At 68.1% G+C, this 16960-nt stretch carries 13 protein-coding genes; 1 reads left to right on the forward strand and 12 read right to left on the reverse strand.

Annotated features, from left to right (window positions below; genetic code table 11):
- The 12 genes from ccsA to H261_RS20045 form a co-directional block, all read right to left on the reverse strand.
- On the reverse strand, nucleotides 1-1019 hold a 1019-nt coding region (ccsA, locus tag H261_RS19990; RefSeq protein ID WP_008621216.1), incomplete at its 3' end, for a cytochrome c biogenesis protein CcsA.
- On the reverse strand, nucleotides 1009-1704 hold the full coding sequence (qhpE, locus tag H261_RS19995; RefSeq protein ID WP_008621217.1) for a subtilisin-like serine protease QhpE: 696 nt from the start codon (nucleotides 1702-1704) through the stop codon (nucleotides 1009-1011). The genes ccsA and qhpE, both read right to left, overlap by 11 nt.
- The gene (locus tag H261_RS20000) at nucleotides 1701-3359 is read right to left on the reverse strand and encodes an ABC transporter ATP-binding protein (RefSeq protein ID WP_008621218.1); all 1659 of its coding nucleotides are present in this window, start codon (nucleotides 3357-3359) and stop codon (nucleotides 1701-1703) included. Before H261_RS20000 ends, qhpE begins: the two co-directional genes overlap by 4 nt.
- A gap of 6 nt (nucleotides 3360-3365) precedes the next feature.
- Entirely contained in the window at nucleotides 3366-4457 is a 1092-nt protein-coding gene (gene peaD / locus H261_RS20005; RefSeq protein WP_008621219.1) for a quinohemoprotein amine dehydrogenase subunit beta, read from the reverse strand.
- 17 nt (nucleotides 4458-4474) lie between these two features.
- On the reverse strand, nucleotides 4475-4795 hold the full coding sequence (gene qhpC / locus H261_RS20010) for a quinohemoprotein amine dehydrogenase subunit gamma (RefSeq protein ID WP_008621227.1): 321 nt from the start codon (nucleotides 4793-4795) through the stop codon (nucleotides 4475-4477).
- Nucleotides 4792-6222: a quinohemoprotein amine dehydrogenase maturation protein gene (gene peaB, locus H261_RS20015; protein WP_008621229.1), complete on the reverse strand. Its 1431-nt coding sequence runs from the start codon at nucleotides 6220-6222 to the stop codon at nucleotides 4792-4794. Before peaB ends, qhpC begins: the two co-directional genes overlap by 4 nt.
- Before the next feature lie 9 nt (nucleotides 6223-6231).
- Complete coding sequence (gene peaA / locus H261_RS20020; RefSeq protein ID WP_008621231.1) at nucleotides 6232-7791, reverse strand: quinohemoprotein amine dehydrogenase subunit alpha; 1560 nt, start codon at nucleotides 7789-7791, stop codon at nucleotides 6232-6234.
- A gap of 60 nt (nucleotides 7792-7851) precedes the next feature.
- Nucleotides 7852-9357, reverse strand: a complete 1506-nt coding sequence (locus H261_RS20025) for an aldehyde dehydrogenase family protein (RefSeq protein WP_008621233.1) — start codon at nucleotides 9355-9357, stop codon at nucleotides 7852-7854.
- Between the two features lie 91 nt (nucleotides 9358-9448).
- A complete protein-coding gene (locus tag H261_RS20030) occupies nucleotides 9449-10429 on the reverse strand; it encodes a WD40/YVTN/BNR-like repeat-containing protein (protein WP_161625056.1) in 981 nt (326 codons plus the stop codon).
- Nucleotides 10430-10440: 11 nt separating this feature from the next.
- On the reverse strand, nucleotides 10441-12801 hold the full coding sequence (locus tag H261_RS20035) for an efflux RND transporter permease subunit (RefSeq protein ID WP_008621236.1): 2361 nt from the start codon (nucleotides 12799-12801) through the stop codon (nucleotides 10441-10443).
- 80 nt (nucleotides 12802-12881) lie between these two features.
- A complete protein-coding gene (locus tag H261_RS20040) occupies nucleotides 12882-14573 on the reverse strand; it encodes a DUF1302 domain-containing protein (protein ID WP_008621238.1) in 1692 nt (563 codons plus the stop codon).
- 17 nt (nucleotides 14574-14590) lie between these two features.
- Nucleotides 14591-15955 (reverse strand): DUF1329 domain-containing protein, encoded by a 1365-nt coding sequence (locus H261_RS20045; protein ID WP_040476970.1) that lies wholly within the window; start codon nucleotides 15953-15955, stop codon nucleotides 14591-14593.
- Nucleotides 15956-16360: 405 nt separating this feature from the next.
- Between H261_RS20045 and H261_RS20050 the strand changes: the two genes are divergently transcribed.
- The coding region (locus tag H261_RS20050) for a LuxR C-terminal-related transcriptional regulator (RefSeq protein WP_008621242.1) at nucleotides 16361-16960 on the forward strand (600 nt) is incomplete at its 3' end.

A 16960-nucleotide genomic window follows, 5' to 3' on the forward strand; every position in this document is an offset into this window, starting at 1 on the left:
CCCAGATGCAGCACCGCCACGGCGGCCGAGGCCGCCATCAACGCCACCGCCAGGTCGAGGGCGTCGCGGGTCGGGGCCGCCGGGCCGGCGGGGCGCCGCCAGGCCGCCAGCGCCGCCGCCATGGCCAGAAGAGCCGCCAGGCCGGCCAGCAGCGGCGCCGAGGTGTCGCCCACATAGCGGTGCGAGGAGGCCAGTATGGGCAGGCGGACCACCGCCATGGCGGCCAGGGCCAGGATGGCGGTGGCCAGCCCCAGCAGGGGATAGAGGACGGCGAAGCGCCGCCCACCGCTGCGGACATGGGCCTCGTGGGTGTGAAGCTGGGCGGTCAGCGCCATCCACACCGCGAAGATGGCGGTCTGGGCGGGGTCCCAGTGCCAGAACTGTCCGAAGGTGAAATCCTGGTAGGCCCACCACATGCCGGCGGCGAGGCCGGCGCCCAGGACGATCCAGGCCGCCCGCATCGCGCCGCCGGCCGGTTGGCGCCACTGGGCGGTTCCGGGGCGGGCCAGGGCCTGGCAGGCGGCGCCGGCCGGGGCGATGATCAGGGCCAGGGCGGCCAGCAGCAGCGGCGGATGGATGACCATCCACGGGGTGGCGAGGTGGGAGTTGTGGCGGGGTGGCGGCCCGCCCAGCGCCTCGGCGGGGGTGGACTCGAAGGGGCTCCAGATCACCGCGCCCACGGTGAAGGCGAGGGCCAGGAGCAGGGCGCCCGGCCCGCCCCAGCCGTCGTCCCGGCTCCACCGCGCTCCCATCCCGGCCAGCATCAGGGCCATCAGCAGCAGGGTTCCCTGGTCGCTGGCCCACAGTCCGGCCAGCCGCAGCGGCCAGGGCTGGCCGCCGCCGGCATGGCGGAACACCAGGGCGTTGCCGGTGTCGTCGGTCAGGAACCGGAGTCCCAGCAGCAGGACCGCCCCGGCCAGCAGCGCCACGGCGCACCACGCCGCCGGCCGGGAGCGGCGGCCCGCCGCCAGGGCCAGCGCCGCGGCGGCCAGCAGGGGCAGGGCAGCCTCAGCCGGCATGGAGGTGCTCCCGCTGGGGGCCGAGATGGGCGGCTTCCGCCTCCAGCCGGGCCAGCAATTGCCGGTTGGCGGCGTCGGGGAAACGGTGCAGCAGGCGGGCCAGCCGGGCGGTGACGCGGGCGGCGGCCACGCTGGCCCCGGCTACGGCGCTTTGCCGCCACGGCGATGCCGGCCGGCCGGTCAGGTGGGGACTGGCCCCGAAATGCACCCGGCCGTCGTCGATCAGCGAGACGTGGCCGGCATGGCAGCGTCCGTCGCCGGTCACCCGCACGGTTCCGGGATAGGCGGCGGGAAAGACCATGGCGCCCATGGCGGGCACCGCCGTCACCAGCAGCAGCCCGGCCTGGACGGCGGAGCGGCAGGCCTCGGCCAGGACGCGGCGGTCCTCGGCCAGTCCGAAGCTCATGTTGACGATGCGGACGCCGTTGTCGATCAGCCAGCGCAGGCCGGCGGCGATGGCGGCGGGCGACGACGTTCCGTCGGCACCGAACACCTGGGCGTTGACCATGGGGATTGACGGCGCGTCGGCGTGGATCAGTTCGGCCAGGGCGGTGCCGTGCCCCATCAGGTCGGGCCGGGCGGGGCCATGGGCGATGTCGCCGCCCTCGTCCAGCCAGAAGCGGCGGGACAGCCGGGTACCGCCGGCCAGATGCCCGGACAGGCCGGTGTCGAGCAGGCCGATCATGCCACCGCCTCGGCGTCCTGGGGGATCAGTCCGTGGGGGGTGAGTTCGATAATCCGTCCGGCTCCGGCCAGCGCGTCGGGATGGTGCGAGATGACGATCCTGGTGCGGTGGCGGAACAGGCTGTCGATGGTGCGGGCGATGCGGCGGCCCGCGTCGAGGTCCACCGCCGAGACCGCCTCGTCGAGCACCAGGACCAGCGGGTCGAGGAGCAGGGCGCGGGCGATGGCCAGACGCTGGCGCTCGCCGCCCGACAGGGTGGCGCCGCGTTCCCCCACCACGGTGTCGAGGCCGAGATGGCCGATCTCGGCCAGCCCGGCCACCCGCTCCACCGCCTGATCGTCGGCGTCGGGGGCGGCGAGGCGGATGTTGTCGGCGATGGTTCCCGCCACCACCGGGCTGTCTTGCGCCACCACCGCGACGCGGCGGCGCAATTCGGCCAGATCCAGGTGGCGCAGGTCCACGCCGTCCAGCAGGATGTGGCCGTGATCGGGATCGTAATGGCGGTGCAGCAGATCGATCAGGGTGCTCTTGCCGATGCCCGACGCGCCGACCAGCCCGATCTTGATTCCGGCGGGAATGTCCGCGTCCAGCCCGCTGAACACCGGCCCGCCGCCGTCATAGGCGAAGGCGACGGCCTCGAAGCGGATGGCGCCTGCCGCAGCGGCGGGCAGGGGGAGCGGGACGGGCGGATTTTCCACCGCCACCGGCGCGTCGAGAATCTCCATTACCCGGTCGAGGCTGACGCGGGCACGGCGCTGGGCCAGGATCAGCCCCAGCAGGGTATTGACCGGCCCGACGGCGCGCCCGAGATACAGGGTGAAGGCCACCAGGGCGCCGACCGTCATGGCATCGGCCATCACCAGGACGCCGCCGGCCAGGAACACCGCCGCGGCGGCCAGCCCGTTGAGCAGGCCGGGAATGCCGCCGGCCACCGCCGAGAACAGTTCGGCGCGGCGCAAATCGTCGAGATAGTGGCGGTTGAGGGCCTGGAAGCGGGCGGCGTCGCGGGCCTCGCCGCCCATGGCCTGGATCAGCTTCATGGATTGCAGGCTGTGGACCAGGAAGCCGGACATCTCGCCGTTGCGCTCGCGCAGGCGGCGGACCAGCCGCTCCATGCGGGGGCGCAGGCGCCGCGCCACCAGGACCTGCAACGGCAGCAGCACGAAGGCCGGGGCCAGCAGCTGGGGGGCCAGCGCCGCCATCACCGCCAGGGTCCCGGCCAGCACCAGCACGGCATTGACCGCCGCCAGCACCGTGTCGACCACGAAGCGCTGGACCTCGGCCACGTCGCCGTCGATGCGCGACAGGATGTCGCCGGTGGCCCGCCGGGCGAAGTAGGTGGGCGGCAGGCGCTGGAGATGGCCGAACACCCGTTCGCGCAGCGCGAACAGCACCTTGGCCGACAGGGTCAGGTAGTGCCAGCGGCTGAAGGCCCCCACCCCCAGCCCCAGCACCGCCGCCCCCAGGATCAGGCCGCAGGTCAGGGCGATCATCGGCATCTGCCGGGCGATCAGCCCCTCGTCGATCAACTGCTTGGCCAGCCAGGGCTGGGCCAGGGCCAGGGCCGAGGCGGCGGCCGAGGCGCCGAGCACCAGCGCCACCGATCCCAGATGCGGCCGCAGAAGGTGGAACAGAGGGCGGAAACCGTGGGCCATGGCGGGTCAGCGCTGGACCATTCTGATCCAGGTCCCCCCCATGTCGTGCCCGCCGGGCAGGTTGATCTCGCCGATGCGCTCCAGCGTCTCGGCGGAGTAGATGCCGATGTCGCTGATGGTTCCCGCCACATAGACCTCCTTGCCGTCGCCGGAAATGTTCAGGCAGTAATAGGTGTGGGGCAGGGTGACCCGCTTGACCAGCTGGTTGGTGCCGGTGTCGGTCTTGGAAAGCGTGTTGTAGACCGAGAAGACCTCGTTGCGGCGCACCGGGTTGACCACCGACGAGAAGATCACCGCGCTGGTGTTCTCGAACTCGTTCATGGTGACCGCGCCGGTGGCGAAGTCGAGGGTCAGCATCCCGGTGCGGGCCATGGCCGGGTCCTTGGGATCGAGGTCGGTGCGGACGGCGAAATAGGGATTGGCGAAGACCTTGGCCTGCTCGTAGTGGTTCCACACCCCGAAGACGTCGGGAACGCCGTAATTGGGCCGCTCCCAGTTGGCCACCTTGTCCACCTTGAGGACCTTGCCGTCCTTGGGGTCCAGGGTGTGGATGTCCCAGTTGACGGCATAGAGCCTGGAGCCGTCGGGGGCCATGAACAGCCCGGTGGTGCGCCGGGGCACCGGCAGGATGCGGTCGGGCCTGGCGTTCAGCCCGGCATCGGTGCGGTAGACGGCGATGCCGACGTCCTGCACCTCGTACTCGCCCTGGCCGAGGCGGACCGGCGAGCGCATGACGAACACTTCCTTGCCGTCGGGGCTGATCTCCAGTCCGAACATGTTGCGGGCGCGGATGTTGCCGTCGCTCAAGTCGGCGCGGAACACCTCGTTGCCGCTGTCCAGGTCGATGCCCACCAGGCTGCCCCAGTGGTTGGTGATCACATAGGCGATCTTGCCGTCGGGCGACGGCACGATGCCCAGCGGCGCGCCGGGGCCGGCGATCTGGTAGGTGCGCTCGACCTTGCGGGCGGCGGGATCGACCAGCACCAGGGTGTTCGGCTTGGTCGAGGTCAGGATGTATTCCTTGCTCAACGCGGCCGCCGGATCGAGCGACAATGCGCCAAGCGCCAGCAGCGCGGCGGCGAGGATCTTGGACGTCATGGACGGGCTCCCCCCAATCACTTCTTGTTGTAGACCGACTGAAGCTTGCGCCAGTCGCGCATGGCCGAGGGAACCTCGGTGCTCCAGTCCGGGTGGGTGTTGATGGTGTCGGGCACCTGGACGGGCCACCAGCACGGGTCGGAACAGCCGTAGAGATCGGCCTCCACCGGCTGGCACAGGGCGGCGATGCCGCCGAAGGGATCCACCTCCCAGCCGGGATCGAGGGTCGAGGTGCAGCCGGTGACGACCTGCATGACGCGGGCCTCGGGGGCCTTGCCGTCCTCGGCGGCGCGTTCGACCTGCCCGGCCTTGCGGTTGATGGGTTTCAGATGCTTCATGAGTCGCTCCCTCGAGGTCCCGTCCTGCGGGCCATGAAATTGGGATTTGCCGCCATGATCCCGGCATAGATGGCGATGCCGAGGTCCACCCATTCCCGCATCAGGCCGCAGTAATGGTCGGTGGGGCGGAACATGTCGCCGTGGCGGGCGTAGGATTCGTGATAGCAGCCGCCGGCGCACAGGTGGCGGGCGTGGCAATCGCCGCAGAAGCCTTCGCTGCGGTCCTGGGCGCGGTCGACGAAGGCGGCCACCGCCGCGTGGTCGACGCCGCTGTCCACATGGCCGAAGGTGTCCTGGCCGCTGCCGGCGAAGCGGTGGCACAGCGCCAGGCCGCCATCGGTGTCCACCGCCAGCAGCGCCACCGCCGCGCCGCAGGGGATCAGCTTGCTGCTGCCTTCGTGCAGGGCGGTCATCATCTGGCTGATATTGGAAAATCCGATGTCGCGTCCCTCGATGGCCGCGTCGCGCCATTCCAGGGCGAGGGCCTTGAGGTTGTCGAAGACGGTGCGGGTGTCGTCGTCGCCCAGCCCGAACCCGGCGGGCAGGCCGGCGGTGACCGGGGCGAAGCCCACCTCGGCGAAGCCGATCTCGTTCTTCAGGTGATGATGGATGCCGGCGACGTCGGTCATGCCGGCGGCCAGGGTGACCCGCGCCCCCACCGGCCGCAGGCGGTAGCGTTCCAGCAGGCGGCGGGCCTTCTCGGCCACCACGGCATGGGTGCCGGCGCCGCCGATGGTCCGGCGGTTGCGGTCGTGGACCGCCTGGGGGCCGTCCATGCTGACGGTGACGGCGAAGCGGTGGGCCGCCAGGAAATCAATCGCCGCGTCGTCCAGCAGGGTGGCGTTGGTGGTCAGGGAATAGTCGAAATCCTTGCCGGCCTCGATACCCCGGCGATCGGCATAGGCGACGATGTGGCGGATCATCGGCAGGGCGGTCAGCGGCTCGCCGCCGAAGAAGGTCAGGTTGAGGCGGCGGCGGCGGCCGGATTCGGAGATCAGCAGGTCCACCGCCCGCTCGGCGTGGGCCTGGGACAGCCGGGCGGCGGCGGCCGGACGGCTGAGATCCTCCTTGTAGCAGTAGGAACAGGCCAGATTGCAGCCGGTGGTCAGGTTGAGCACCAGGGTGGACAGGGTATCGCGCGGCAGGGCCGGCCGGGCCTTGGGGCCGGGCGGGGGCGCCTGCCGCGGTTTCACCGCCTTCAGGGCGGCGAGGTCGCCTAGGGCGTCCTCGACCGCGCCGGAGCCGAATCGTTCGGCCAGGGTGGGGAGGGTATCCCCCCCGTCCAGCCGGTCGAGGACGGCACCGGCCACCTCGTCCAGTTCGAACAGGCTGGTGGTGGGGACGTGGAACAGAATCCGGCGCCCGTCCACCGTCAGGTCGCGGATGTCCGCGTCGGCCTTGCGCCAGGTTGTTTCCACCGCCTTCATTCCCTTTGCCTACCTGATCTCGGCATCATTCCAGCGCTGGGGCGCGACCACAAGGCGGGCGCTCCCCTCGACCGTGGCGCCGCCCTCGGCCACCTCGGCCTTGATCAGCAGGTTGGCGATGTTGTTGAGATTCTTCCGCGCCGGGTTGGGGCCGGCATCGGCGGGCATGAACAGGCCGTTGGGCCGCAGCACGCCGCCGAATTTGGCATCCTGGTCGTGTTCGGCGGTCTCGTCGAAATTGCCCACCGACCACTTGGCCGGCACCGGGCCGATCCGCAGGTTGTCGGCGGTATAGGCCACCGCGTCGAACTGGGCGGGGGCATGGGGAACCGGGCCGCCATTGCCGCCGAGGCGGGCCACCATGGTCTCGGGCTCGACCTTGAGGCTGGCGATCCGGTCATAGACCATCAGCGGCGCCTTGGCCTTGCCCACGGCGATCTCGCGCATTCCGGCGGCGGCCCCGGCCGAGGCCGACACCATCAGGGTGACGGAATCCGGGGTGGCGGCGATCACCTTGTCCACCTTGAGGCCGTCGCCGAGGGATACCTCCCTGGCCAGGGCGTTGCCGCTGATCACCAGGCGGGTGGTTTCCCCCGCCTTGAGGGCGGCGGGCGACAGCCCGGCGATGGCCTGCTTGCCCCGGACGGCGACCATGGTGGCGCCGACGGCGTCCTGATCGTCCAGGTACCAGCGGCCTTCCAGGCGGCCGCCGTCGGCCGAGGCCCGCAGCACCTCGCTGACCTGCTCGGCGCCCAGCCGGGTGCTGCCGCGCCATTCGAAGCCGGTATAGACCACCGAGCGGCCCTCGCCGGTCTCGGTGCTGCCGTCGGCCCAGGTCAGCCGGTAGCTCAGGCGGTAGGAATCGGCGGCGCTGCGCTTGACCTCCATCCGGCCCCAGTAATCGCCCTTGCCCGGCCGATGGCCGGCCACCGCCCAATCGCCGGCCAGATTGGGCGAGGGGCGGGCCTTCCACGTCTTCCAGGCGGTGGAATCGATGGGCCATTTGGCGGCCAGCTTTTCCGGCAGCGGGCCGGAAACGGTCTCCCACCACTTGCGGTCGCGGGCCAGGGCCTGGTATTCGGCGGTCGGCCACTGGCCGAGATGCATGTGGGCGAGACGCCGCCATTCGGCGGCGGTGCGGCGCTGCAGGCCGGCGCGGGCATAGGAGTGGCAGCGGGCGCACAGCGTCGCCAGATCGGCGTCGTCGGGACTTTCCACCACCGTCCGCCGCTCCAGGGCATAGCGGAAGGGCTCGGCCTCCTCGGGGGCCAGTCCCTGGCGGTCGGCGAGGTGCTTGACCAGGTTCCGGGTCTCGGCATCGGTGAGGATCACCCCGTGCCACTGGCGCATGCGCCGCACGGTCATGGCCCAGCCCTCGGGTGACTTGCGCTGCTCGTCGATGCGGAACAGCCCGCCCGTGGCGGTGCGGGGATGGCAGGTCGAGCACTTGGTGTTGAGCACCGCCTCGGCCGACGGCTCCTTGGCCTGGACGGAAGGGGCGGACGCCAATCCCGCCGAAGCCAGGGCGAGGACCGCCATCGGCACGAAACGCCAGGACTTATGCATCATTCTCGATCTCCGGAAAACCACTCGCGGGAGCGGCGGTGCCACCGCTCCCGCCCTCTTTCCCTAATAGGCCACGCAGACGGACTTGGTTTCAGTGTAGGCGTCGATGGCCGTCTTGCCCAACTCCCGTCCCCAGCCGGACTGCTTGTAGCCGCCGAACGGCAGGGCGGCGTCCACCAGGCCGTGGCAGTTGACCCAGACGGTGCCGGCCTTGAGCGCCGGGGTGAGGCGGTGCATCTTGGAAAGATCCCGGGTCCAGACGCTGGCTCCCAGGCCGTAGATGCTGTCGTTGGCCGCCGCGATGACCTCGTCCAGGTCGGTGTAGGGCATGGCCACCACCACCGGGCCGAAGATTTCCTCGCGCACCACCTTCATGCCGGGATTGGTGTTGACCAGCACGGTCGGCTCGACGAAGTAGCCGGGCTGGTCCAGCCGCCGGCCGCCGGCCACGGCGCAGGCGCCCTCGGCCAGACCGCTGTCGATGTAGCCGCATACCCGCCGGGCCTGCTCTTCCGACACCAGCGGTCCCATCTGGGTGGCGGGCGACATGCCGTGACCCAGCGAGAACTGCTTGGCGGCCCCGGCCACCCCCTCCACCACCTTGTCGAACACCGATTTGTGGGCGTAGAGGCGCGATCCGGCGGCGCAGACCTGGCCGTGGTTGAAGAAGATGGCCATGGCGGCGCCGGGGATGGCGATGTCCAGGTCGGCGTCGTCGAGAACGATGGCCGGGGACTTGCCGCCCAGTTCCAGCGACACTTTCTTCAGGTTGCCCATGGCGGCCTGGGTGATCAACTTGCCCACCTCGGTGGAGCCGGTGAACGCCACCTTGTCGACGCCGTGATGGGCGCTGATGGCGGCGCCGGCGGTGTGGCCGTAGCCGGGCAGGATGTTGACCACGCCGGCGGGATAACCCGCCTCCATGATCAGTTCGCCCAGGCGCAGCGCGGTCAGCGGCGTCTGCTCGGCCGGCTTCAGGATCGAGGTGCAGCCCGAGGCCAGGGCGGGAGCCAGCTTCCACGCCGCCATCAGCAGCGGGAAGTTCCAGGGGATGATCTGGCCGACCACCCCCACCGGCTCGCGCACGGTGTAGGCGAAGAACTTGCCCTCGGGGACATAGGGGAACGACACCGGGATGGTCGCCCCCTCGTTCTTGGTCGGCCAGCCGGCCATGTAGCGGCAGAAATCCACCGCCGCCACCACGTCCAGGTGGCGAGCCATCATCACCGACTTGCCGTTGTCCAGGGATTCCAGCTCGGCCAGCTGGTCGGCGTTGGCCTCGATCAGGTCGGCCAGGCGATGGAGCAGGCGCTCGCGGTCGCTGGCCTTCATGTCGCGCCAGGCCTTGTTCTCGAAGGCGGCGCGGGCGGCGGTCACCGCCCGGTCCACGTCGGCGGAATCGGCCTCGGCCACCGAGGCGATCTGCCGGCCGGTTCCCGGATCGTAGACGGGGAAGGTCTTGCCGGACGCGGCCTCGACCCATTGGCCGCCGATCAGCAGCTTGTGCTTCCGTGCAAGAAAATCCTTGGTGTCTTGACGAATTTTACCGGCCAGTTCCTCTGGATTCATGATTGCCACCCTTTATCAAGCCATCTTGTTGGTATCAAATCTTGCCTGCATTAGGCCAAGAACCTATCGCCAAGGCGATAACCACTTTTGGTTATGGAGTCCTGTTCTTCAGGTTCAGCCTGGTGATGCCGTTGAGACCCGCCAGCACCACCTCGGACTCCCCCACCGCCAGGGTGGAGGAAATGTTGACGCGGTCGGGCTGGGTGAGGGCGGAAAAGCCGCTGCCGTCGCCCTGGCCGGTCAGCACCGTTCCCGCCAGCCCGACCACCACCACCCGGCCGTCGGCCAGTTGCACCGCGCCGCTGAGGCTTTGGGTGGTGGGCGATTGCAGGGCCGTCCAGGTCATGCCGTCGTCTCGCGAGCGGAACAGCCGCCCGCCCATGGCGGTGGCCAGCAGTGAGCCGTCGCCGAGGCCGAGGATTCTCCAGACCGAGCCCTTGATGGGCAGGGTGACGGTGGACCACGAGCGGCCGCCATCGGCGGAGCGGAAGATGGTTCCGACCTCCGCCGCCACCAGGAGGGTTCCCCCGGCCGAGACGGCCACATGGTTGAGGTGGCGGTCGGCGTCCTCGCCGGTTCCCAGCGGGACCGCCTGCCAGGTGGCGCCCCCGTCCTCGGTGCGCAGCGCGGCCCCGTAGGCGCCGACGGCGATGCCGCGCTCGGGAGTCTCGAAGGCGAGGGACATCAGCACCATGTCCGGGGCGGCCCGGTGGGCCAGCGTCCAGGTTTCCCCGCCGTTGACCGTCTTGAGGATCACCCCGCCATGGCCGGCCGCCCAGCCGATCTCCGGCCCGGTGAAGGCGACGGCGGTCAGCATGGTGTCGGTGGCGACGCTGCGGGCCTGCCGCCACGAGCGGCCCGAATCGTCGGACAGCAGGATCGTACCGTAATCGCCGACCGCGACCAGCCGCTTGGCGGCGTGGGCAAGCTCGACCATGGGGGCGTGCTGGGCCATGGGGCCGCGGAAGGCGGTCCTGAGCGATGGGGGCCTGATCCCCTCGGCCTGGGAGGGGGGAGCGGGCAGGGAGATCAGGCCCGCGAAGACGAACGCAAGAAGGGCTGGGGTTCTCATGTTCATCTCCGTCAATGGGCGACCAGGGGGGCGCGGACCGGGCCGGTGCGCGGCACCGCCTTGTCGATGATCACCGCCAGGGCCGGCAGCAGGGTGATGGCCATCAGCATGTTGATCATGAACATGAAGGTCAGCAGCAGCCCCATGTCGGCCTGGAACTTCAGCGCCGAGAACGACCAGGTGGCGATGCCGATGGACAGGGTCAGGGCGGTGAAGATGGTGGCGACGCCCACCTCGATCAGCGATTGCTTGAAGGCGGTGACGATTTCCTCGCCGTGGGCCAGATGGAACTGCAGGCGGTTGTAGATGTAGAAGGCGTAATCGACGCCGATGCCCACCGCCAGCACCATCACCGGCAGGGTGGCGACGGTCAGGCCGATGGACAGTTCCTTCATGAACCAGTAGCCGAGGAAGCTCGACAGCGTCAGCGGCACGCAGCAGGCGACGGTGGCGCGCCAATCGCGGTAGGTGACGAACACCAGGGCGACGATGGTGGCGTAGACCCACAGCATCATGGGCAGTTCGGTGGTCTCCAACACCTCGTTGATGGCGCCCTGGATGCCGGCGTTGCCGCTGGCCAGGCGGATGTGGACGCCGTCCATGGGGTTGGCGGCGCGGAAGGCCTTCACCGCCGCCACCACCTGCTTGATGGTCTCCGCCTTGTGGTCCGACAGATAGATGTTGGAGGCCAGCACCGTGCAATTCTGGTTGAACAGCCCGGCGTTGTCGGGAGCAAAGCCCATGGTGCTGGTCAGGGCTTGCTGCTCGAAGGGCAGGGCGGCCCGCTTGGGATGGCCCTCGTTCAGGCCGGAATTGGCGGTCTTGACCACGTTGGGCAGGGCCAGCACCGAGATCACGCCCGGCTGGTTGGCGATTTCCCAGCCGAAGCGGTCGATCAGGCTCATCACCGCGTAATTGCCGCAGGATTCGGGCGGGGTCTCGAACACCACCGTCATCACGTCGAGGCCGATGTCGAAATTCTCGGCGATGCTGGCGGCGTCCAGGTTGTAGCGGGAATCCGCCCGCAGCTCGGGCACGCCGGCGCTGACATGGCCCAGCTGGCGGTCCTGGCTCTGCCACGCCGCCGCCACCATCAGCACCAGGCCGATAGCGGCGATGGGATAGGCGTAGTGCGGCTCGGCGACGCGGGCCAGGATCGACATCCAGCGGTCGCGGTCGCGGCGCAGGCGCTCGACCTTTTCGGTGTATTCCGGCGGGAACGAGAAGTAGCTGGCCACCACCGGCAGCATGATCAGGTTGGTGACGATCTTGTAGGCCACGCCGATGGAGGCGGTGATGCCCAGCTCGCGGATCATGGGGATGGGAATCAGCATCAGGGTGGCGAAGCCGACGAAGGCGGTGACCAGGGCCAGGGTGCCGGGAATCAGCAGGCTGGTGAAGCTGGTCCGGGCCGCCGTGTAGCCGTCGACGCCCAGCGCCACCTCCTTGGAAATGGCGTTGACCTGCTGCACACCGTGGGAAACGCCGATGGCGAACACCAGGAAGGGCACCAGGATGGCCAGCGGGTCGAGGCCGAAGCCCAGTAGGGTCAGGGTCCCGAACTGCCACACCAGCGACACCAGCGAGCAGACCAGCGGCAGGAAGGTCATGCGCTTGGAGCGGGTGTACCAGTAGACGGCGGCGATGGTCAGCACGAAGGCCAGGGCGAAGAATTCCATCACGCTGGTGGCGCTGTCGGCGATGTCGCCGATCTGCTTGACGAAGCCGATGATCTGGATCTGATAGCCGCCGTCCTCGAAGCGCTCGCGGATTTCCGCCTCGATGCGGTGGTTGAGCTCCAGGTAGTCGAGCGGCTTGCGGGTGGTGGGGTCGGTCTCCAGCAGGTCGGCCACCACCATGGCGGCGCTGCCGTCGCGGGCCACTAGGCTGCCGATATAGCCGCCGATCACCGTGTTGTCGCGGATGCGGACGATGCGCTCGGGAGTCAGCCGGTCGGGGGTGACGTCGCCGCCGATCACGTCCTCGGCCTTCAGGCCCTCCTCGGTGATTTCCAGCGACCGGGTGTTGGGGGTCCACAGCGACTGGACGGTGCGGCGGTCGACGCCGGGCAGGAACATGGTCGCCTGGGTGACGTCATAAAGCCGCTTCAGCGCCCCGGCGTTCCAGATGTCGCCCTTCTGCGGGCGCAGGACAACGATGACGCGGTTGGCTCCGAACAGGTCGCCGCGATAGCGTTCGAAGGTCTCGATGTATTCGTGCCCGGATGGAAGCTGCTTGTCGAACCCGGCGGACATCTTCAATTGGACGCCGAAATAACCCATGACGATGGTCAGAATCGCCAATGAGGCAAGGACAATGCCCCTGTTCTCGAAGAATACGGCCCCGAGGTGATCGACCACCCTCTTGAGCATGGAAAAACTCCTGGACTGACGGTTCTTGAAGGAAATGGCCGCCCCGGCGTGGGGAAGGATGCCGGGGCGGCCGCGCCTGATCAGAACGAGGTGGAGACGCTGGCGCCCCAGAAATCCCGATCACGCATCAGGTTGTTGTCGCCGGCGCCCCAGTAATTGACGTAGGTCAGGTTGAGCTTGGCCCGGTCCTGGTAGTTGAAGTTCAGGCCGAGGGCCAGGGACATGCGGTCCTGGATGAACGGCAGGGCGTTGGGCGTCGTTCCCTGCACGTCGTGCGAGAAGTCGATGACCGGCGTCATGTTGACGGCGCTGCCGAAGATTTCCGGATAGACCACGCCGATTTCCGCGATGTAGCCCCACGAGAAGCGGTCGGGCACGCTGTAGTTGGGCAGCAGGTAGGGGACGCTGCGGTCGCGGGCCAGGTGGGGGTAGTAGGCGGCGGCGGCTTCCACCAGGAAATAGCCGTCGGTGGCCCCGATCCTGTCCTGGAGGTTGCCCACCACGGTGTTGGGTTCGAACAGGTAATTGGCGGTGACGTGCCCCTGCCACTTCTGCTCCTCGATGAAGCCGCGGTTGTACCTGCCGATGGAGTAGCGGCCGGCGGCCGGAACGGTCGGGTCGATGGCCACGGAATCGCGGGGGCGATAGGAAAGTTCGGCGCCCACCGCCACCGGTCCCAGGCGGGAATTGGCCGAGGCGCCGAACAGGTCGCGGTCCTCGCCGTAATCGTTGAAGAAGGTGGTCGGAGTCTGGGCCGTGGTACCGGTGAAGCTCACCTGCGGCAGCTTGTCGTGGTAGTGCACGTAATAGGCGCCGACCTCGGTGATGCCCAGGCGATAGCGCAGGGCGGCGCCGAACTGGCCGCTGTGCTTCGGATTGTTGGGCGACACGCCGGGAACGGGGTTGGGGTTGTTGGCGTTGGGCGTGCCTTCGTCGCCGAAGGTTCCCGCTCCGGCCGAGGCCGGCAGGTAGAAGGCCCGGCGGCCGGGGCCGACCACGTCGCTGGTGGAGAAGAAGGTTCCGACGGGATCGAAGGTGAAGGAATTCCACATCACCTGGTAATAGGCCTCGGCGCTCAGGTTATCGGTCAGGCCGCTGCTGACATAGATCATGGGCGCCGGCTTGAAGACTTCCTTCAGCTGGGTTCCCGGAACGTGGAGCTTGCGGAAGTCGATGGCGTTGATGACGTTGATGCCGCCGGGGATGAAGATGTCCTCGCCCCAGCTCACCACCTGATTGCCGATCTTGATCTTGGCGTTGTTGCCCGCCCAGGTGAACGACTTGGACACGTAGGCGTCCAGCAGTTCGGCGTGCGGGTTCATCAGCAGCTTGGCTTCGTGCTCCAGCGCGGTGCGCCGGGTGTCGGCGGCCTTGGCGTCGCCGGACCAGGTTCCGCGGATCAGGGCGCCCCATCCATCCGGCCCCTTGAGGGACAGGTCGTGGGTTCCCTTGTAGACCAGCGAGACGATGTCGCCCTTCTTGTAGTTCAGGTTGCCGCTGTCGGCGTTGATGTTGTTGACGTCGGGATTGGACGCCGCCCCGGCCAGTTCGCCGATGGTGCGGGAGCAACCGCCGTTGTCGCGGCTGATGGATTTGCAGTCGGCGTTCTGCAGCCGCTGCTGGAAGCCGATGGACAGGGTGGAGTCGAAGCTGCCGGTGATCCCCCCATAGGCGAAGTCGGCGGCCCCGGCCTGCGAGGCCCAGGACAGTCCGGCCAGAATGGCGCAGGCGGCAACGCTGGTCCGCAGATAGGCCTTGTTCGGATAGCTCATTTCAGGTCCCCCTTAGCTCAGCGGTCGCCTTGGCGGCGCAGTTCACCCGGATCGAACAGATTCTTCCTGACCCGGCCCTCGCGGCCGGCCAGCCAATCGGTTTCAGGCCCGTCCTGGGTGGCGTTCTCGCCGATGTAGCGGTCGGCGCTGAGGTCGTAGCCGACGAATTCCTGCTGGACGCAGGCCGGCAGTTCCCAGGCCATCCACAGCGAGCCTTCCTGGACCCGCCACAGCTTGCCCTGGGTGTCGTAGAGGTCGGCGTGCAGCATCTGCCAGCTGTCCTCGTCCAGGTAGAAGACGCGCTTGGCGGCGTTATGGCGCATGCTGTCCCGGATGGTCCCCTCGACCTTCCACACCCGGTGGAGTTCGTAGCGGGACAGATCCCGGTTGACGTATTCGCCCTGATAGATGTCGTGCAGGTCGGGGCGGCGGGCGCGTAGGTCATAGCTGTTGTAGGGAACGTACATCTCCATCTTGCCCGCCAGCTTCCACTCGTAGCGGTCGGGCGAGCCGGCATACATGGGGTACTGGTCGACCATCTCCAGGTTCTCGTAGCCGGGAACCGGATTGTCGTAGGCGAAGGTCGGCGCGCGGCGCACCCGGCGCTGGCCGGGGAAATAGAGCCAGGCGTCGCCGCTCGGCCGGTCGATGTAGTTGAGGACCAGGATCATCTCGCCGTTGCGGGCCGGCGGCGCCACCACGGTGTTGAGGATCATCCATTCGAGATTGTCCACCTGGTCGGCGGACTCGACCTTGGGGTCGGCCAGCGGGTGCAGGACGCTCTGGCTCTGCTTCAGGCTGCCGAAATTGCCGTTCTTGCTGGAGAAGATCGTGGTGTAGTGCTCGATCTTGCCTTCGCCGGCATAGCGCAGCTTGAAGTTCCACAAGGCCTCGGCGCCGGTCTTGGGAAGGGGGAACGGCACGGCGCCGCCCACGATGCCCTTGGCGTAGACGCCGTCGATGCTCGGCTTGGCGGCGTTGGCCGCCGTCCGCTCGTAGTACCACTTGGGATAGGCGCAGGAGCGGTGGGTGGGATAGATGTCGAGGCGGTAGCCGGGCTTGGTCTTGATCAGCTGGACCTGGCCCTCGGGCAGCTTGTCCTTGTACTGATCGACGTTCTGCGCATCGATCGAGAACAGCTTCTTCTCACCCTTGTAGGGGTTGGGGCGCGGGTCGCCCACCTTCCAGCCCGGCGGCGGCGCGGGATTGCCGCCCTCCCAGGCGGGAATGGTGCCGTCCTTGTTGCCGGCCTTTTCCGCCCCGATCGGGGTCAGATCCTTGCCGAGTCGCCCGATCTCGTCCGATGTCGGGCCGGCCATGGTCCCGAAGCTGAGCAGCACAGAAGCAGCAGCACCGAGAGCGAGTGAATGAGCAAATCGCATGGAACCTCCCTAGCTATGGTCATGGCTGCCCCCGACTTTCGGCCAGGAGTAAGGTCGATACGCATGCACGCAAACGCAGACAAATTGCCGAATTCAGGCAATAAATCAGCGTTCCCAGGCTGCGTATCACCCGCAGGCATGGCTTTGGTATGTCTTCGTTGGACTCTTTTTAGAGTCTTATGTCTCTTGTTCTACGTTACAGCCTCACCAACGGAAGTGACTCCCATTGGTCCTGCATATGGTTGGTTATAATTATTCCACCTTTTCTGTAGGCGTTACTGTAATACCAACGCCGTCCATTTCGTGAAATAACCAAATGTGGTTATTCGGGGGGCATGCCGGGCATGCTAGCTTGCGTTATCGGATGGCCCATTTGGCTGAGGTTGCTGACGGATGCTTCGTGCCTTGATCGTCGATGATCACCCGCTGTTTCGCGAAGCGCTTGCCTTTGTCATTTCCCGCATCAGCGACGATTACGTCTGCGTCGAGGCCGAATCCATGGAGCAGGCCACCAGCCTGCTGACCGGCGGCTCACCATTCGACGTCATCATGCTCGACCTGGGGCTGCCCGGGGCGAGCGGGCTGGCCGGCATCCTGAGCATCCGCGGCCTTGCCCCATCGACCCCGGTGGTGGTGGTGTCGGCCGTCGAGGATGCCGACACCATTCGCCGTGCCGCCTGCTTCGGGGTGAGCGGCTATATCCTGAAGAGCTCACACGGCAGCGTCATGCACGCCGCACTGGCCAAGATTCTGGCCGGCGGCACCCATTTTCCGCAGGAAACGGGGGAAAGCGTCGCTCCCGGCCTGCTCCGTCCGGCCGAGCTGGAGACGCTGACGCCGCGGCAGATGACCGTCCTGCGGCTCCTGGGCGAGGCGAAATCCAACAAACAGATCGCCTACGAGCTCAATATCAGCCAGGAAACAGTCAAGATTCACATCTCGGCCATTCTTCGGAAGCTTGGCGCCAGCAGCCGGGCCCAGGCGGTCATGATGGCGCATCAGATG

The sequence above is a fragment of the Paramagnetospirillum caucaseum genome (assembly GCF_000342045.1).
Classification (GTDB): domain Bacteria; phylum Pseudomonadota; class Alphaproteobacteria; order Rhodospirillales; family Magnetospirillaceae; genus Phaeospirillum; species Phaeospirillum caucaseum.